The organism is Nocardia blacklockiae, from assembly GCF_015477355.1.
GTDB lineage: Bacteria > Actinomycetota > Actinomycetes > Mycobacteriales > Mycobacteriaceae > Nocardia > Nocardia blacklockiae.
Genome location: NZ_JADLRJ010000006.1, coordinates 391019 through 408310 on the forward strand (window position 1 = coordinate 391019; position 17292 = coordinate 408310).

At 69.4% G+C, this 17292-nt stretch carries 15 protein-coding genes; 7 read left to right on the forward strand and 8 right to left on the reverse strand.

Going from position 1 to position 17292, the window contains the following annotated elements; genetic code table 11:
- The 6 genes from IU476_RS21250 to IU476_RS21275 all read right to left on the reverse strand — a co-directional run bounded on the left by IU476_RS21250 (position 1) and on the right by IU476_RS21275 (position 6819).
- A complete protein-coding gene (locus tag IU476_RS21250) occupies positions 1-1983 on the reverse strand; it encodes a hypothetical protein (protein WP_195102731.1) in 1983 nt (660 codons plus the stop codon).
- Positions 1984-2069: 86 nt separating this feature from the next.
- Positions 2070-3110: an ATP-grasp domain-containing protein gene (locus tag IU476_RS21255; protein ID WP_438944050.1), complete on the reverse strand. Its 1041-nt coding sequence runs from the start codon at positions 3108-3110 to the stop codon at positions 2070-2072.
- Positions 3111-3549: 439 nt separating this feature from the next.
- On the reverse strand, positions 3550-4443 hold the full coding sequence (locus IU476_RS21260; RefSeq protein WP_195102604.1) for an amino acid ABC transporter permease: 894 nt from the start codon (positions 4441-4443) through the stop codon (positions 3550-3552).
- On the reverse strand, positions 4440-5126 hold the full coding sequence (locus tag IU476_RS21265) for an amino acid ABC transporter permease (protein WP_195102606.1): 687 nt from the start codon (positions 5124-5126) through the stop codon (positions 4440-4442). The genes IU476_RS21260 and IU476_RS21265 overlap by 4 nt, the downstream gene beginning before the upstream one ends.
- Positions 5127-5213: 87 nt before the next feature.
- Entirely contained in the window at positions 5214-6047 is an 834-nt protein-coding gene (locus tag IU476_RS21270; protein ID WP_195102608.1) for a glutamate ABC transporter substrate-binding protein, read from the reverse strand.
- A 43-nt stretch (positions 6048-6090) separates the two neighbouring features.
- Positions 6091-6819 (reverse strand): amino acid ABC transporter ATP-binding protein, encoded by a 729-nt coding sequence (locus IU476_RS21275; protein WP_195102735.1) that lies wholly within the window; start codon positions 6817-6819, stop codon positions 6091-6093.
- 267 nt (positions 6820-7086) lie between these two features.
- On the opposite strand from IU476_RS21275, the gene miaB reads away from it, so the two are divergent.
- Together miaB and IU476_RS21285 are read left to right on the forward strand one after the other, a co-directional pair.
- Entirely contained in the window at positions 7087-8613 is a 1527-nt protein-coding gene (gene miaB, locus IU476_RS21280; protein WP_195102610.1) for a tRNA (N6-isopentenyl adenosine(37)-C2)-methylthiotransferase MiaB, read from the forward strand.
- Between the two features lie 351 nt (positions 8614-8964).
- The gene (locus tag IU476_RS21285) at positions 8965-9561 is read left to right on the forward strand and encodes an Rv2732c family membrane protein (RefSeq protein ID WP_195102736.1); all 597 of its coding nucleotides are present in this window, start codon (positions 8965-8967) and stop codon (positions 9559-9561) included.
- Between the two features lie 3 nt (positions 9562-9564).
- Here IU476_RS21285 and IU476_RS21290 read toward each other — a convergent pair whose 3' ends face one another.
- Both IU476_RS21290 and IU476_RS21295 read right to left on the reverse strand, forming a co-directional pair.
- On the reverse strand, positions 9565-9966 hold the full coding sequence (locus tag IU476_RS21290) for a nitroreductase/quinone reductase family protein (protein WP_195102612.1): 402 nt from the start codon (positions 9964-9966) through the stop codon (positions 9565-9567).
- Between the two features lie 13 nt (positions 9967-9979).
- Positions 9980-11452, reverse strand: coding sequence for a DUF349 domain-containing protein (locus IU476_RS21295; RefSeq protein WP_195102614.1), 1473 nt, complete (start codon positions 11450-11452; stop codon positions 9980-9982).
- 373 nt (positions 11453-11825) lie between these two features.
- On the opposite strand from IU476_RS21295, the gene IU476_RS21300 reads away from it, so the two are divergent.
- From IU476_RS21300 to IU476_RS21320, 5 genes are all read left to right on the forward strand, one after another.
- Positions 11826-12584, forward strand: coding sequence for a class III extradiol ring-cleavage dioxygenase family protein (locus IU476_RS21300; RefSeq protein ID WP_195102616.1), 759 nt, complete (start codon positions 11826-11828; stop codon positions 12582-12584).
- On the forward strand, positions 12581-13519 hold the full coding sequence (gene miaA / locus IU476_RS21305; protein ID WP_195102618.1) for a tRNA (adenosine(37)-N6)-dimethylallyltransferase MiaA: 939 nt from the start codon (positions 12581-12583) through the stop codon (positions 13517-13519). Before IU476_RS21300 ends, miaA begins: the two co-directional genes overlap by 4 nt.
- Before the next feature lie 264 nt (positions 13520-13783).
- The gene (gene dapF, locus IU476_RS21310; protein ID WP_195102740.1) at positions 13784-14665 is read left to right on the forward strand and encodes a diaminopimelate epimerase; all 882 of its coding nucleotides are present in this window, start codon (positions 13784-13786) and stop codon (positions 14663-14665) included.
- A 67-nt stretch (positions 14666-14732) separates the two neighbouring features.
- Positions 14733-16223 (forward strand): GTPase HflX, encoded by a 1491-nt coding sequence (gene hflX, locus IU476_RS21315; RefSeq protein WP_195102619.1) that lies wholly within the window; start codon positions 14733-14735, stop codon positions 16221-16223.
- A gap of 84 nt (positions 16224-16307) precedes the next feature.
- The gene (locus tag IU476_RS21320) at positions 16308-17177 is read left to right on the forward strand and encodes a lysophospholipid acyltransferase family protein (protein WP_195102620.1); all 870 of its coding nucleotides are present in this window, start codon (positions 16308-16310) and stop codon (positions 17175-17177) included.
- The last annotated feature ends 115 nt before the right edge of the window (positions 17178-17292 follow it).

The following is a 17292-nucleotide window of genomic DNA, read 5'->3' on the forward strand; positions in this document are numbered from 1 at the left end:
TCAGTTCTCCGGCAAGGGGTTCGGGACTTCTCCCGCGCTGGCCATGGGGCCCGGGGGGACGCGGTCCGCGCCCCAGCTGCGGTGGACGTAACCGACTACGCGGTCTAGTTCGGCGCGGCTCACGGCCGCCGATTCGCCCGGTTCCAGCGGGTCGAAGTGGAAGATGTAGAGCCGCGAGGCGAACTGCTCGAAGGGCAGCGAGGCCTCTCCGAAACGCTCGCCGTGCCCGGCGGTGCCGACGACGACGCCGTCGCCCCAGTCCTGGCCGCTGTCGTTGTTGGGGTTGAAGAAGTAGACCCGCATGGTGTCCTGCGGGTCGAGGCTCACCCGCAGCACCGTGATCGCGTGCCAGCCGACGAAGCGCGCCGCGCTGTCGGTGACGGCGACACCGGCCGGCTGCGGGTGGATCAGCGGCTGATTGCCGTTGTAGTACGGGTGATAGGCGGCGTAGAAGTGGCGGAGGAACTCCTCGAGATCGGTCAGATTCCCGGTCGCGACGTCGACGTTGATGCGGAAGCCGCGCCCGGACCACCAGCCGTGGAACTCCGGATTGACCCAGCGGTGCGGGTCGCCCTCCCGGTCCGCGCAGCGCCGGCCCATCTCCGCGTAGATCCGGTCCAGGTGCGGAACCACCAGCAGCGACACCGGATCCAGATCGGATGGCAGCACCGTGGCGAGGCCCGCGGCGCTCGTCCGCGAGGACAGCGGCTGCCCCTCGAAGTGCATGACCACCTCGTCGTCGCGCGCCGCCCACGCGACGGTCTGCAGCAGATAGTCGGGGTCGTTGTAGGACCACATCGACAGCGCCCGCGCCGACTGGCAGGTGGGATTGTCGCCCTGCCCGACACCGAGCGGCAGCCCGAGGATGGACAGCACCCCCGACAGCAGCCACGCGCCCGGATCGGGCGTGGGCCCGAACACCTCGGTCAGCCGCTGCCGCGCGTGCGCCGACAGCTGCAGGCGCAGCTGCCGCCACATCGCCGGCGCGACCGGCGGCTGATACAGGATGCCGCGCTCCAGCATCAGCGCCAGCCCGTAGATGCACTGCGCCGTCTCGACATGCACGACCTCGTCGATCAGCGTGCGCACCAGTTCGTGGTAGCAGAGCAGGCAGTCGCGCCCGGTGTTGGACAGCCCCATCGCCTCGGCGAGCAGGTACTCGCCCCTGCCGAGCAGAAACTTCAGCAGCACAGCGTGATACGGCGAGACCAGCCCCGTGTCGTGCATCGAGCGGGCGAACCCGGCGGCCTCGAATTGCAGGGCGCCGTCGTCCATCGACTCCAGCCGCGTGCGATAGACGTCGACACCCGGATCCTCCCGGCACGCGTCGGTGGTGCCGTAGAGGCTGCTGATCAACCGGTCCGCGCCGAGCCCGGTCGCGCCCAGATCGATATCGGGATTGCTGCGCGCGACGGCGATCTGGGTGATCATCCGCTTGACCGTGTCGACCTGGATCGGCCGCTGCCGCAGGATCCGCCAGATCTCGTCCACCAGGTGCTCGAGCACCTTCTCGTACCCGACCTCCTCGACGAGGTAGCCGAGCAGGCTGCGCGACACCTGCGCCATCCGGCCCTGCTGGGACCGCTCCGCCTCGGTGGGCGGCGTCAGCAGCAGCGTCAGATTGACGGCCAGCACCTGCGACAGATGCTGCTGGGCCTGTTCCGCCGAGATCAGCGGATGCGCGTACTCACCCTTGGCGACGGCCAGCAGCCGCAGATCGCTCACCGTCTCCAGCACCACGGTGTCCTGATTCGCGCTCCGCAGCGAACCGGTGCTCAGCGCCGGAATGAGAATGTGCGGCGACGCCCAGTCGGTGCCCAGGAACAGTCCGGCCGCCTCGAGGCGATCCGCTCGCGTCCGGATCGCCGCGCAGCCGCCGGGGACCAGCAGCACCCGCCGCAACGCGCCGAGCACCCGCGACAGTTTGACCTGCTTGCCGAATTCACTGGCGTCCGTGAGGGATCGCGTGGCGTCGTCCAGCATGGCGAGCCGCCTGCCCAGGGTAGCCTCGTCGCTGCTGAGTGGACTCAATTACAGGACCCTCCCGTGATCCGCTGCCGCCGAGCGAATCAGATGTAGAAATCGAGTTCTTCCTGTCGCTTCAGCAGATCCCGCAGAGTGTACGGATCGTCGCCGAAGAAGTACAGCAGCCCCCAATGGTTTCCGAACGCGGTGCGCTTGGTCACCTTGTCGGTCAGCGGGGAAGTGAGCTCGTGGGATTCGAAATAATCGTGGTCCTCGGTCTCCTCGGGCATGGACAAATGGCTGACCACGCGCCGCCGCGGATACACGCCGAAACAGCCCGCGTGACCCCGCGCGTCCACCACTTCCTCGGGGAAGAACGCGTCGAGTTCCGCCTCGGTCGTCTTCGGGTCGAAAGCCAGCACCAAGGCGTGGTAGGCATTGAAGCCGTAGGCCCGCTCCAGCAGCTCGAAAACCTTGAAACCCGGTGGGCGATAGGCGACTTCGCCGAAGTACATCTCGCCGTCGCTGGTGACGAAATACTCCGGGTGCACGAACCCGAACTCGATGTCGAAGGTCTTGATCAGTTTCTCGACCTGCCGGGTGATCTCCGGGCGGTACTGCTCGAGTTCCGGGGTCGCGGGTACGAACACCGAATAGCCCAGTGTCACATACTCGGAAATGTTCAGGAAGCGGATCTTCCCGTCGTGGATCCAGGCCTCGACCGCGAATTCCCAACCGTCCAGGTGCGATTCCATGAGGACCGGGAACTCGTCGTCGGGGATGGTGTCGATCTCGTCGGGCGTGCGGATGACCCGGTGCCCGAGGCAGCCCGCCTTGTCGAACGCCTTGACGTGGATCGGGTCGTTCGGATCGCCGTCGAGCTTCAGCAGCGTCTGATTCACCCGCTTCAGGAAGCGGATGACGTCGTCGCGTTCGTGGGCCTCCTCGAAGATACCCACCCGGATACCGCCGAGCTGGGCACGACGCTTCATCAGCGACTTGTCCCGCAGCAGCATGGCCTGCCCCAGCAGGCGCGGATTGTCCAGCAGCACCGAGTTGATCGCGCCGGCCCACTCCACGGTCTCCTCGAAGATCGGGATGGCGACATCGACGCCGAGTTCCTGCAGCGTCTCCGCGATTTCCATCGAGCGGTCGTTGAGCCGCTCGAAATTCCATGGGATATAAGGGATATCGTGTGCGGTACAATACTCTTCGGCCCACTCCGGGGCGACCACGATATAGCGCCGGTCGAAGCGGTCGACCGCCTCGACGGCATTCAGACTCCAGCCCAGCAGGGCCACATAACCTTTGTTCGGATTTCGGATCTTCGATTTCTGCGGTGAAGTCGGCAAAATTTTCCCCTCTCGACCTCTGCTGCAAGCGATGCCGGCTACGCCGACAGGTATCGAGGCGTCTGTACCGACCAGGATCTCCGTAGCGCCGCCATTATCCGCGAATACCCGGTACGTCGCTTTCTCAAACAGTGCGGCGGTCGGCGCGACAACGGCCCCGCTCGCTCGCGGATACCGTGCGAGCGGGCGAGGCCGTTGTGCGGCAATACTTTTCGGCGGCGTAACCGCCGGGTCAGCGGGACTTGGTCAGATCCATGCCGGGCGCGGCATCGGTGAGCACCGCCGCGGCCGGCACCACCGCGCGGCCCTTGCGCCGCGACCGCAGCCGCTGCTCCAGCCAGGTGGCGACACGGGTCAGCGACCAGTTCAGCGCGATCATGATGGCGGCGACGACGATCAGCGACGGCACCGTATTCTGTTCCGCCGCACCGAGTTGCTGGCCCTGGCGCACGATCTCCTGATATGTGATCTGGTAACCCAGCGCCGTATCCTTCAGTGCCACCACCATTTGCGAGACGATCGCCGGCAGCATCGCCGTAATCGCCTGCGGCAGCAGAATGATGCGCATCATCTGGCCCTTGCGCAGGCCCAGCGCGACGGCCGCCTCGGTCTGGCCCTTGGGCAGTGACCGGATACCCGAGCGCACGATCTCGGCGATGACCGAGCCGTTGTAGACGGTCAGCGCGATCACCACCGACGTCAGCGCGTACTGGCTGGAGTCGGTGAGGTCGTACTTCGAGATCACCGCGAACAGGAAGATCATCAGGATCAGCACCGGGATGGCCCGGGCGAATTCGACGACCGCACCGGCGACGATGCGCACGCTGCGGTGGTCCGACAGGCGCAGCAGCCCGAAGATCATGCCGATCGCCAGCGCGAACACGATCGACAGCGCGGCCGCGACGATGGTCCCGCGCAGGCCGGGCAGGATGTAGGTCTGCCAGACCTCGCCGTCGACGAACGGCTTCCACTTGTCGGCGGTGAGCTGGTCCTTGTCGGCGAGCTTGGCGAGCACGAGCCAGAGCACCGCGACGATCACGACGCCGACCAGCACCGAGTAGAGCGTGTGCCGCACCCGGGCCTTGGGGCCGGGGGCGTCGAAGAGGACGGAGGCGCCGGAACTCATCGCTTCACCTCGTATTTCTTTGCCAGCCAACCGAACAGGAGGCCGGTCGGCAGGGTGAGGACCACGAAGGCGAGGGCGAAGATCGCGCCCACGACGATGATGTCGGCCTCGGTCTCGATCATCTCCGACATCAGTTTCGCGGCCTCGGCGACGCCGATCGCGGCGGCGATGGTGGAGTTCTTCGTCAGCGCGATCAGCACGCTGCCCAGCGGTGCGATCACCGACCGGAAGGCCTGCGGCAGCACGATGTACCACAGGTTCTGGCCGAAGGTCAGGCCGAGCGAGCGGCCCGCCTCGGACTGGCCCAGCGGCACGGTGTTGATGCCCGACCGCAGCGACTCGCACACGAAAGCCGCCGTGTAGACCGACAATCCGACCACGGCGAAGCGGAAGTTGTTGGTGGGCAGGAAGTTCAGACTGTTGCTGTCACCGGCGAGCTTGACGCCGAGGGTGGTGTACACACCCAGCGACAGGAACACCAGGATGAGCGTGAGGGGCGTGTTGCGGAAGAGGGTCACGTAGGCGGTGCCGAACCAGCGCGCCACCGGCACCGGCGACACCCGCATCGCGGCCACGACGACGCCGAGGATCAGCGCCCCGATCGCCGACAGCACGGTCAGCTTGATGGTTACCCAGAATGCGTCGAGCAACTGGTCTTGGTATCGGGAGATCAAGTCGAACACGGCGGACGTGTCCCTCCGATCGTCAGGGGGTGAAACTGGTTGGGCCAGGGGCGATCCCGGTTCGGGACCGCCCCTGGCGCGAAGGGATCAGTACCGGTCGACCTGCGGCGGGGCCGAGGGCTGGAATCCGGTCGCGCCGAAGTTCTTGTCCAGCGAGGCCTTCCAGGCGCCGTCGTTGATCATCGACTCGATGGCGTCGTTGATCTTGCCGCGCGACTCGGTGTCGCCCTTCTTCACGCCGATGCCGTACTTCTCGGTGGTGAACGGCTTGCCGGCCAGTTTCAGCTGGCCCGGGTTCTGCGCCGCGAAGCCCGCCAGGATGATGTCGTCGGTGGTCAGCGCGTCCACCGCGCCCGACTTCAGGGCCTCCACGCACAGCGAGTAGGTGTCGTACTCCTGCAGCTGCACGTCGTTGGCGTAGTTCTTCTGAATGTTCTGGGCCGGGGTGGAACCCTTGACCGAGCACAGCTTCTTACCGCCGGTCAGCGACTCCGGGCCGGTGATGGAGGTGTTGTCCGAGCGGATGAGCAGGCCCTGCCCCGCGAGGTAGTAGGGCCCGGCGAAATCGACCTTCTCCTTGCGCTGGTCGGTGATCGAATAGGTGCCGACCACGAAGTCGACCTGCCCGTTCTGGATCAGCGTCTCGCGCTGGGCGGACGGCGCCTCCTTGAAGGTGATCTTGTCTTCCGAGACGCCCAGTTTGCCGGCAACATACTTGGCGACATCGATATCGAATCCGGCGAACGAGCCGTCCTTGTTGCGCAGGCTCAGGCCGGGCTGGTCGTATTTCACGCCGATGGTGAGTTTGCCGTCGGCGGCGTGTTCGGTGGCCGTCTTGGAACTGCCTCCGCCACAGCCGGTCGCGGCGACCGCCACAGCGAGGGCGCCTATTCCGATCTGCAATGCACGGGTGATCCTCATCGATTTCCTTTTCTCTCGTGCAGTACTAGGAGTGGGTCACCGGTCAGTGACTCAAGATCTTGCCGAGGAAATCCTTCGCGCGGTCGGAACGCGGTGCGGTGAAGAACGTCTCCGGATCGGTGTCCTCGACGATCTGACCGTCGGCCATGAACAACACCCGATCGCCGGCACGGCGGGCGAAGCCCATCTCGTGGGTGACCACCAGCATGGTCATCCCCTCCTTGGCCAGGGACACCATCACCTCGAGCACCTCGTTGACCATTTCCGGGTCCAACGCGGAGGTGGGCTCGTCGAACAGCATCACCTTGGGATTCATCGCCAGCGCGCGGGCGATGGCGACGCGCTGCTGCTGGCCGCCGGAGAGCTGGGCCGGATATTTCTCCGCCTGGTCGGCGATCCCGACCCGTTCCAGCAACTCCATCGCCTTCGCGTGCGCCTGTTTCTTGTCGACGCGGCGGACCTTGATCGGGGCCAGCATCACGTTCTCGAGAATCGTCTTGTGCGCGAACAGATTGAACGACTGGAACACCATGCCGACATCGGCGCGCAACTTGGCCAGGGCCCGCCCCTCCGCGGGTAGTTCCACGCCGTCGACCGCGATGGTGCCCGAATCGATCGGTTCCAGACGGTTGATGGTGCGGCACAGCGTCGACTTCCCGGAACCGGACGGACCCAGCACGATGACGACCTGTCCCTTGGGCACTTCGAGGTCGATGTCGCGCAGGACGTGCAGGGCGCCGAAGTGCTTTTGCACCTCGCGCATCGAGATCATCGGTGGCGCGGTGAGGGTGGCGGAACTCGGCTCGGAAGCAGTGCCGGGTGTCGCGTCGGCAGCGTCGGTCATGAAAACAGACCCTAGAGCGAAAGCGCTGGAAATGCGCAATATTCGCGCATGCGTCGCACCGTTGCCTCCTGCCTTTAACCATCGCTTGACATTGGTGACCGGTATCACGCCCGCTCAGCGGCAGGGTGGACGGGCCGATCCGGCACTTCCGGCAGCCGATACCCTGGACGGGTGAATTCGTCTACGCAGGTTGGAGTGCGTGCTGCCGTCGGCGCCGAGCAGCAGCGGACCTACGAGGTCCGCACGTACGGCTGCCAGATGAACGTGCACGACTCCGAACGCCTGTCGGGTCTGCTCGAGGACGCGGGATACGTGCGCGCCACGCCCGGCGCGACGGCCGATCTCGTCGTGTTCAACATCTGCGCGGTGCGCGAGAACGCCGACAACAAGCTCTACGGGACGCTGGGCCACCTGGCTCCGATCAAGGCCGAGAAGCCGGGCATGCAGATCGCCGTCGGCGGCTGCCTGGCCCAGAAGGACCGCGACACCGTGGTGCGCAAGGCGCCGTGGGTCGACGTCGTCTTCGGCACCCACAACATCGGGTCGCTGCCGGTGCTGCTCGAGCGCGCCCGGCACAACGAGGCCGCGCAGGTCGAGATCCTGGAATCGCTCGAGGCGTTCCCGTCCACGCTGCCCGCCAAGCGGGAGTCGGCCTATGCCGGCTGGGTGTCGATCTCGGTGGGCTGCAACAACTCCTGCACCTTCTGCATCGTGCCGTCGCTGCGCGGCAAGGAGGTGGACCGCCGGCCCGGCGACGTGCTCGCCGAGGTGCAGGCGCTGGTCGACCAGGGTGTGCTGGAGGTGACGCTGCTCGGGCAGAACGTCAATTCCTACGGGGTCAATTTCGCCGATCCCGACGAGCACCGCGACCGCGGCGCGTTCGCGAAGCTGCTGCGCGCCTGCGGGACCATCGACGGTCTGGAGCGCGTCCGCTTCACCTCGCCGCATCCGGCCGAGTTCACCGACGACGTCATCGAGGCGATGGCCGCGACGCCGAACGTGTGCCCGCAGCTGCACATGCCGCTGCAGTCCGGGTCCGATCGGGTGCTCAAGGCGATGCGGCGGTCCTATCGCAAGGCGCGCTACCTCGGCATCATCGAGAAGGTGCGGGCCGCCATGCCGCACGCGGCGATCACCACCGACATCATCGTCGGGTTCCCCGGGGAGACCGAGGAGGATTTCCAGGAGACCCTGGACGTGGTGCGGCAGGCGCGGTTCACCAGCGCCTTCACCTTCCAGTACTCCATCCGGCCCGGGACGCCCGCCGCGACGATGGCCGACCAGGTGCCCAAGGCGGTGGTGCAGGAACGCTACGACCGGCTCATCGCGCTGCAGGAGCAGGTCTCGCTCGAGGCCAATCAGGCGCTGCTCGGCACCGAGGTGGAGCTGCTGGTCGCCGAGGGCGCGGGCAAGAAGAACGCCGCCACCGCGCGGATGAGCGGCCGCGCTCGCGACGGACGCCTGGTGCACTTCCGCCCGCCCGCCGAGAACACCGTGCGGCCCGGCGACATCGTGACCGTCGACATCACCGGCGCCGCGCCGCACCACCTGATCGCCGACGGTCCCGTGCACAGCCACCGCCGCACTCGCGCCGGCGACGCGCACGAGCGCGGCATCACGCCCAAGACCGCGCCCATCGGCGTCGGGCTGGGCATTCCGCGCATCGGCGCGCCGGAACCGGTCGCGGCGAGCGCCGGGTGTGATACGGGCTGCGGCGTCTGAGCGCTGCCGCCCGGAACGGTGAAAGTGCGGGCAGGACAATCCGATACGGCGACGAAGCGGTGGTGACCGGTGGTTGATCGGGGCGAAGACGAGGCTCGGCGCGCGGAGGACGAGGTTCAGCGCGCGGAGGACGAGGTTCAGCGCGCGGAAGGCGAGGGTCGGCCCGGGGAAGCGGCCGCTCCGGGCGGGTCTGCCGGGGCCGGGAAGGACGGCGGCGAGCGAGCCGGGCGGCCCGGCGGTGTCCGGCCGCCCGGCGAAGATACGACGATCGGTAGTATCTCCTCCGACGACGACTCCGCACCCGCCGGCGCTGCCGCGGGCCGGCGAACCCCCGAGCCGAACGAGGAGCAGATGAACCCGGCCGAGACCAAGGTATTCGAGCAGTTCCGCGACGATCTCGAGGCCGTCGAGCGCAAGATCGCGGGCGAGATCGATCCCGGGGCGCGGGCCATGGTGGTGGCGGTGGCGGTGTTCGCGCTGCTGCTGTCGCTGGTGCTGCCGCACGCCGGGAGCGCGCGCGGGCTGGACGTGCTGCTCTACGACGCCACCGCGGTCGGCGAGCACATCGGGCTGCCCTCGCGGGTCTTCGAATGGTTCGTGGTGGTGTTCGGCATCGGCTTCTCGTCGCTGGCGCTGGTCACCCGGCGCTGGGTGCTGGCCTGGGTCGCCGTGGCCGGGTCCGCGGTCGGCAGCGTGTTCGGCGTGCTGTCGATCTGGCACCGGCAGACGCCGGGACTGGGCAACTACGAGGGCGCGGGGCCGGGTGTCGGCCTGATCGTGGCCGTGCTCGCGATCGTCGTGCTGACGTTCCACTGGGTAAAGGTGGTGTGGAGCCGCACCGCCCTGCATCTGGAGGCCGAGGAGAAGCGCCGCCAGGCCGCCGCCGAACAGGAGCAGCGCGACCACACCTGGCTGATCCGCGGCGAGGACCGCGAGGACGACGAGTAGCGCTCAGCGACGCAGCGCGACCACCGGGATCGTGCGGCCCGCCTGGGCCTCGTGCTCGGCGAAGAACGGGTTGTCGCGCTTGATGTCGGCCCAGACCCGGTCGTAGTCGGCGCCGTGCAGGGGTTCGGCTGTGGCGGAATAGGTTTCGTCGCCGAGCTCCACCGTCACGGCCGGGTCGGCGGCCAGGTTCAGATACCACTGCGGGTGCCGGGGCGCGCCCCGGTTGGACGCGATGACCAGCACCCGGTCGCCGTCGCGGTGGAACATCATCGGCGTGGTGTGCGGCGTGCCGGACCGGCGGCCGGTCGTGGTGAGCAGCAGCAGCCGGTCGCGGTGCATGCCGTCGATCTCGCCGCCCGCACGGTATCGGGCGATCACCGCCTTGTTGATCTCCCGCACGTCCATCCGATCGACCTCCTCAGCGCTGGCTGACCGCGCCCTCCGCCGCCTCCGCCCATTCTCGCCACTGCTTGGCTTGCTCGAGGGCCTTTTCCTCGTCGCGGGTGCGGCCCGCGGCGCGGGCCTTCGCGGCCTGCTCCTCGAATTGCGCGACGCGCTCGCGGAACTGCGCGGCGCGGGCGACGGCCTCGGGGTCGGTGCGCCGCCACTGCTGGTCGACGGCGTCGCGCACCCGCCGTTCGATCGCGCGCAGTTTCCCTTCGAGCTCCTGCATGCGTTCGCGCGGCACCTTGCCGATGGCGTCCCACTTCTCCTGCAGTTCGCGCAGGGCGGCGCGGGCGTTGTCGAGGGCCGCCGAGCCCGCGTCCAGGTGGGCGGGGATCCGGTCCTCGTAGGCGGCCAGCAGTTCTTCCTTGGCGGCCGCGTTCTCCTCGAATTCGGCGTCGCGTTCGGAGGCCGCGGCGTTGCGGGCGGCGAAGAACACGTCCTGGGCGCTCTTGAACCGCCGCCACAGCTGCTCGTCGGCCTCGCGCGGGGCGCGGCCGGCGGCCTTCCACTCGGTCAGCAGCTCACGGAAGGTCGCGGCGGTGCCGGCCCAGTCGGTCGAGTCGGACAGTTCCTCGGCCCGCACGCACAGGTCCTCCTTGCGCGACTTGGCCGCGGCGCGTTCACGATCCAGCTCGGCGAAGTGCGCGCCGCGCCGGCGGTTGAACGACTCGCGGGCCTTGGAGAACCGCCGCCACAGCGCGTCGTCGACCTTGCGGTCCACGCCGCGGATGGTCTTCCACTCGTCGAGGATCTCGCGCAGCCGGTCGCCGGCGGCCTTCCACTGGGTGGAGTCGTTGGCGATCTGCTCGGCCTCCGCGCAGAGCTGTTCCTTGCGCTCGGTCTGCTCGTGGCGGGTGCGTTCCTTCTCCTCCTTGGCGTGGGCGGCCGCCTCGTCGGAGTGTTCGATGATCGCCTGCAGGCGCCGGGCCAGACCCTCGATGTCGCCGATCACGGCCGCGGTCGGCAACGTTTCGGCAAGCGCGAGGGCGGCCGTCTTGGTCTTGCGGGCGTCGGTGCCCGCGGCGAGGCGCGCCTCCAGCAGCGCGACCTCGGTGGCCAGATCGTCGAACCGGCGCCCGAAGTGGGCCAGGCCCTCGGCCGCGTCGCCGGCCTGCCAGGAGCCCACCACGCGCTCGCCGTCGGCGGTCCGCACCCAGGCCGTTCCGTCCTCGTCCACCCGGCCCCACCTGCTCGGATCGCTCACCGTGGGCACGACCACGGGATGCGGGTGCTCCTGGGCGGGACCCGGGGCAGGTTTGATCGCGTGGGGTTTGGGGGACTCCGGTTTACGCGAGCCGGGCTTGGGAACGCCCGGGCGGCGTGGCGTGGCGCCGGGTTTCGCGGCATCGGCGGGCGTGGGCCGCTTGGCGGCGGAATCGCTGGACCGCTGCGCCGTGCCGGTGTCCGGGTGGGTAGCCTTCTCGGTTCCGCTGTTCTCGGTCATCGCTCCTCGTCCCTGCCGCGCGTCACGGCTGCCTGGTTACGCCCTAGCTCATCCCATTCAACCAGGCAGCCGGAGGAATTGCCGTGTCTTGTCGACGGTGGCGCGACACGAACGGTTGCTGCGTGCCGCGGTCCGCGTTACGGTATGTGGCTTCGCGCCGATGCGGACGCACTCTCCGCCCGCCCCGCCATCCCCGTCCCCGCGGTGGACCAGCGGCTTCGGCCCCGAGCCGCCGCGCGGCGCGGACCCGTCCGCGGCGACAACCCGGACCTCTCCTGCGCGCCCCCGGGGATAGCTGTGTCCACCCCGCTCGCGCGGTACCGGGCGCGTGTGCGGCGAGCATCCGCGGCAGCGTGGTCGCTACGGTGGACGCGTGTTTCGCGTCGCCGTCCTGATTCCCTCGCCGCCCGTGCTGGTTCCCGAACTCTGCGGGGGCCGCCCGGTGGTCGATCCCGGGCACCCGGCCGCCGCGGTGCCGGAGCTGCGCGACGCGGTGCTGCGGGCGGGGCGGACGCTGGCCGGGCTGGCGTCGCGGTGGACCGTGGTCGGAACGGGCGCGGCCGACGCGATCGTCGAGGCGGACGCGATCGGGACGTTCCGCGGATTCGGCGTCGACGTGCGGGTCGCGCTGTCGGTGGATTCGGGGGTGGGGGTGGATCCCTCGATGCCGCTGGCCGCGTTGCTCGGGGGGTGGCTGCGGGGGCAGGTGGCTCCGGATGCGGTGGCCGAGGCTCGGATCGTGGACGCGGCGGCCGGGGGACAGTACTGCGGGGAGGTGGGGGCAAAGTTGCGGCGGGAGCTGGACGCGAGTTCGCGGGAGTGCGGGGTGCTCGTGGTGGCCGATGGTGCGGCTACGTTGTCGACGCGGGCGCCCGGGTATCTGGACGCGCGGGCGGAGGGGGTGCAGGCGGAGCTGGATCGGGCGCTGGCAGCCGGGGATCTGGACGCCCTGTCCGCGCTGGACGAGCGGCTGTGCGCGGAACTCGACGTCTCCGGTCGCGCGGCGTTCCAGGTGCTGGCCGGGCTGTTCGATGCCGACGACGCCGCACCCGCTGTCGAAACCCTGTACAGCGCAGCGCCTTTCGGCGTGGGATATCAGGTGAGCGTCTGGCGACCGGGAGCGCGCGCGTGACCGTCCCCGTCGCCGTGGTCGGCCCCACCGCCACCGGCAAGTCCGATCTGGCCCTCGAACTCGCGCAGCGCGTGGACGGCGAGATCGTCAACATCGACGCCATGCAGCTCTACCGCGGCATGGATATCGGCACCGCGAAACTCCCGCCGGACCAGCGCCGCGGCATCCCGCACCACCAACTCGACGTGCTGGCCGTGACCGAGACCGCCACCGTCGCCGCCTACCAGGTCGCGGCGGCCGCGGACGTGGCGGCCATCCGGGCCCGCGGCCGCACGCCCGTGATCGTGGGCGGTTCGATGATGTACGTGCAGGCCCTGCTGGACCAGTGGGAGTTCCCCGCCACCGACCCGCGGGTCCGGGCGAAATGGGAGACCGTCCTGGCCGAAGGCGGCGTCGAGGCCGTGCACGCCGCGCTGCGCACCGCCGACCCGGCGGCCGCCGCGACCATCCTGCCCACCGACGGCCGTCGCATGGTGCGCGCGCTGGAGGTCGTCGAGCTGACCGGCCGCCCGTTCGCGGCCTCGCAGCCCAAGATCGGCGAACCGCGCTGGGGGACGATCATTCTCGGCGTCGACCGGGAGACCGCGGAACTCGACGCCCGCATCGAACTCCGGACGGCCACGATGTTCGACCGCGGCCTGCTCGACGAGGTACGCGAACTCGTCGACCAGGGCCTGCGGGACGGGCAGACCGCCCGCCGCGCCCTCGGATACGCGCAGGTCCTGTCCCACCTGGACGGCGAATACGACCTCGACCAAGCCCGCGAACGCACCCTCATCGGCACCCGCCGCTACGTCCGCCGCCAGCGCTCGTGGTTCCGCCGCGACCCCCGCGTCCACTGGCTCGACGGCGCAGACCCCGACCTCGTGAACTCCGCACTGCGCCACGTGCGTTCGGAGACCCACCGCGCCGACGAGGAAAACGCCAGGCGCTGAGTACTACAGCGCCGGGTCGGATCGTTCCGGGCAACCGCCGCGCGCCCCGGCGGTTGCCACCCGTGCGGCCCGGTGGGCTCGCTCGCTGTGGCGGATGGGACGATCGTGGTGATCGAGGTGGGCGCGAGTTCGCTCGCCCTCGGGGCCGATACCTCCGCAAAGAGTGGATTCGGCCCCGGACGAAATCTTCCGGTACTGCAGGACGTTGGCGTGAGGACCATGGAGATGACCGAGCGGAGCGAAGCGCGGGACGACCGCGGCGGTATCGAGTTCACCAAGGGCCACGGCACCCAGAACGACTTCGTCGTACTGCCCGACCCGGACGCGGCGCTGGAGTTGCCGGTCGAGCGGGTGGCGGCGCTGTGTGACCGGCAGCGCGGCTTGGGCGCCGACGGCGTGCTGCGCGTGGCGCGGGCCGGTGCGCTGGTGGCCGCCGGGGTGCTGCGCGAACTGCCGGCGGAGGTGTCGGCGGACGACTGGTTCATGGACTACCGCAACGCCGACGGGTCGATCGCCGAGATGTGCGGCAACGGCGTGCGCGTGTTCGCGCACTATCTCGTCGCCACCGGGCTGGACTCGCGCACCGAGTTCGTCGTCGGCAGCCGCGCCGGCGCCCGGCCGGTCGTCGTGCACGCCGCCGGACCGGTACACGGCGAGGTCACCGTAGCCATGGGACCGGTGCGGGTGCTCGGCGAATCCACCGCCACGCTCGGCGGCCACGCCCTGTCGGGCCTCGGCATCGATGTCGGCAACCCCCACCTGGCCTGCGTGGACGCCGAGTCGACCGCCGACGGCCTGGCCAAACTCGACCTCGGCGTGCCGCCCGGCTTCGACCCGGAGCTGTTCCCGCACGGCGTGAACATCGAAATCCTCACCCCTCTCGACGGCGACGGCGCGGTCGACATGCGCGTCTATGAGCGAGGCGTCGGCGAAACCCGTTCCTGCGGAACGGGAACCGTCGCCGCCGCGGCCGCCGCCCTGGCACACCGCGGCTTCGACCTCGCCGCCGACACCGGCGAGGTGCGGGTGCGGGTCCCCGGCGGCGAGGTGCTGGTCGGCCTGGCGGCGGGCGCGGCGCGGCTGCGCGGCCCCTCGGAACTCGTCGCGTCCGGTCGCCTGGCCGCCGACTGGTGGTACGGCGTCTGACCGCCCGATAGACCCCCGGAATAACTCACGTGCGCCTATCCGTTGAGTCGTGGGACCATGGAGGTGTATGAGAAAATCAGAAACTTACGAGTTCACCCCCATCGAGGAACTCGACGACGACACCGGTGAGACCCGCAACGGCTGGGCTCCCGATCCCACTGTCGGCGAATTGCAACTCGAGGATCGCAGCGCACTGCGCCGCGTCGCCGGGCTGTCCACCGAACTCGCCGACATCACCGAGGTCGAGTACCGCCAGCTGCGCCTGGAGCGCGTCGTGCTGGTCGGCGTCTGGACCGAGGGCACCGCGGCGCAGGCCGACGCCAGCATGGCCGAACTCGCCGCGCTCGCCGAGACCGCGGGTTCGGAGGTCCTCGAGGCCCTGATCCAGCGCCGCGACAAGCCGGACCCGGCCACCTACATCGGCTCGGGCAAGGCCGAGGAGCTGCGCGCCGTCGTGCTCGAGACCGGCGCCGACACCGTCATCTGCGACGGTGAGCTGACCCCCGCCCAGCTGACCGCGCTGGAGAAGGTCGTGAAGGTGAAGGTCATCGACCGCACCGCGCTGATCCTCGACATCTTCGCCCAGCACGCCACCTCCCGCGAGGGCAAGGCGCAGGTGTCGCTGGCGCAGATGGAATACATGCTGCCGCGGCTGCGCGGCTGGGGTGAGTCGATGTCCCGGCAGGCCGGTGGCCGGGCCGGTGGCGCCGGCGGCGGCGTGGGCACGCGCGGTCCCGGTGAGACCAAGATCGAAACCGATCGCCGTCGCATCCGCGAGCGCATGGCCAAGCTGCGCCGCGAGATCAAGGAGATGAAGACGGCCCGCGACACCAAACGCGCCCGGCGCACCGCGAGCGGCGTCCCGGCGGTGGCCATCGTCGGCTACACCAACGCGGGCAAGTCGAGCCTGATGAACGCGCTCACCGGCGCGGGCATCCTGGTGCAGAACGCGCTGTTCGCCACCCTGGACCCGACCACCCGCCGCGCGGCGCTGGAGGACGGGCGCGAGGTCGTGTTCACAGACACCGTCGGCTTCGTCCGGCACCTGCCGACACAGTTGGTCGAGGCGTTCCGGTCGACGCTCGAGGAGGTCACCGGGGCCGATCTGCTGCTGCACGTGGTCGACGGCTCCGACGCGCTGCCCGCCGAGCAGATCAAGGCGGTGCGCGAGGTGGTCACCGACGTGCTGCGGGAGTCGAAGGTCAGCGCGCCGCCGGAGTTGCTGGTGGTGAACAAGATCGACGCGCTGGGCGCGTCGGAGCTGGCGCAGCTGCGCGCCCAGTTGCCGCAGGCGGTGTTCGTCTCGGCGCGCACCGGCCAGGGTCTGACCGACCTGCGCGACCGGCTGGCCGAGATTCTCGGCGCGCTGGACGTCGAGGTGAGCGTGCTGCTGCCCTACACCCGCGGCGACCTGCTCGCCCGCATCCACGCCGACGGCCGCATCCTCGAGTCGGAGCACGAGGAGGGCGGCACCCGGCTGCGGGCGCGCGTGCCCTCCGCGCTGGCGGCCGTGCTGTCGGAATTCGCGCACGCCGGAACCGCGAGCCTGCCGGGCTAGTCGCCGGGGCCCGGCGCACGGACGGTGCCGTGAACTCGTTGTCGTTACGATTCATAGTCGACAACGAGTTGCAGGGAGGGTTCCTTGACCGACGATCCGTCCGGCCCGCCGGGGCTCGGGGACGCCTTGTCCGACGGCGCACCGTTGCGAATTCCGCTGCGGGACAGTGATATTCGTGCCTTCGACCTCCTGACCGCGCCGCTGCGGGCCTGGGTCAGCCCGGTGTTCCACGGGTTCGACAACATCCCGGCCGAGGGCCCGGTGCTGTTGGTGGGCAATCACAATTTCCTCGGCCTGGACACCCCGCTGCTGTGGCCGGAGATCGCCCGCACCCGCGGCCGGTTGGTGCGCGGGCTGGCCGAGAACGTCCTCATCACCGTTCCGGGCGTGCGGCACGCGCTGCACCGGGTGGGGTGCGTGCGCGGCAATCGCGCGAACTGCCGGGCGCTGCTGGAGCAGGGCGAGATGGTACTGGTGTTCCCCGGCGGCGGCCGGGAGGCGGTGCGCCGCAAGGGCGAGAAGTACGTGCTGAAGTGGGAGGGGCGCACCGGGTTCGCTCGCATGGCGATCGAGACGGGCACGCCCGTCGTCCCGCTGGCGATGATCGGCGCCGACGACGCCTTCGACATCCTCTTCGACGGCCAGGACCTCGCGATGCGCCCGGTGCGCGCCCTCGTGCAGGCCCTCGGGATGAAACCGAACCTCACCCCGCCGCTGGTGACGGGGCTCGGCCCGACCTGGATTCCGAAGCCGGAACGGTTCTACTACGCCGCGGGCACCCCGATCGAGACCACGCCCTGGGCCGACGCCGACGATCTCGACGCGGCCGCCGAGGAACTGCAACTGGTGGTGCGCAAGGCCCTCGAAGAGGAGCTGACCTTCCTGTTCGCCGAGCGCGACAACGATCGCGGCCGCACCCTGCTGGGCCGCGCCCGCAACGCGCTCGGGCTGTAGTCAGGTTTACCGGGGTTCGGGTCGACAGCGTCGTCGGCCTTCCCGCAGGTAGTGCAGTTCGAACCCGTTTTACGGGGATTGAAGTGAACCACGATTCGACTTCCGGGTACCGTAT

Bases quoted from the DNA above. Each gene is read 5' to 3' on its own strand.
- IU476_RS21250 (WP_195102731.1), bottom strand. From the start codon at position 1,983: ATGCTGGACGACGCCACGCGATCCCTCACGGACGCCAGTGAATTCGGC.
- IU476_RS21255 (WP_438944050.1), bottom strand. From the start codon at position 3,110: ATGGAAATCGCGGAGACGCTGCAGGAACTCGGCGTCGATGTCGCCATC.
- IU476_RS21260 (WP_195102604.1), bottom strand. From the start codon at position 4,443: ATGAGTTCCGGCGCCTCCGTCCTCTTCGACGCCCCCGGCCCCAAGGCC.
- IU476_RS21270 (WP_195102608.1), bottom strand. From the start codon at position 6,047: ATGAGGATCACCCGTGCATTGCAGATCGGAATAGGCGCCCTCGCTGTG.
- IU476_RS21275 (WP_195102735.1), bottom strand. From the start codon at position 6,819: ATGATCTCGATGCGCGAGGTGCAAAAGCACTTCGGCGCCCTGCACGTC.
- IU476_RS21285 (WP_195102736.1), top strand. From the start codon at position 8,965: ATGAACCCGGCCGAGACCAAGGTATTCGAGCAGTTCCGCGACGATCTC.
- IU476_RS21290 (WP_195102612.1), bottom strand. From the start codon at position 9,966: ATGGACGTGCGGGAGATCAACAAGGCGGTGATCGCCCGATACCGTGCG.
- IU476_RS21295 (WP_195102614.1), bottom strand. From the start codon at position 11,452: ATGACCGAGAACAGCGGAACCGAGAAGGCTACCCACCCGGACACCGGC.
- hflX (WP_195102619.1), top strand. From the start codon at position 14,733: ATGAGAAAATCAGAAACTTACGAGTTCACCCCCATCGAGGAACTCGAC.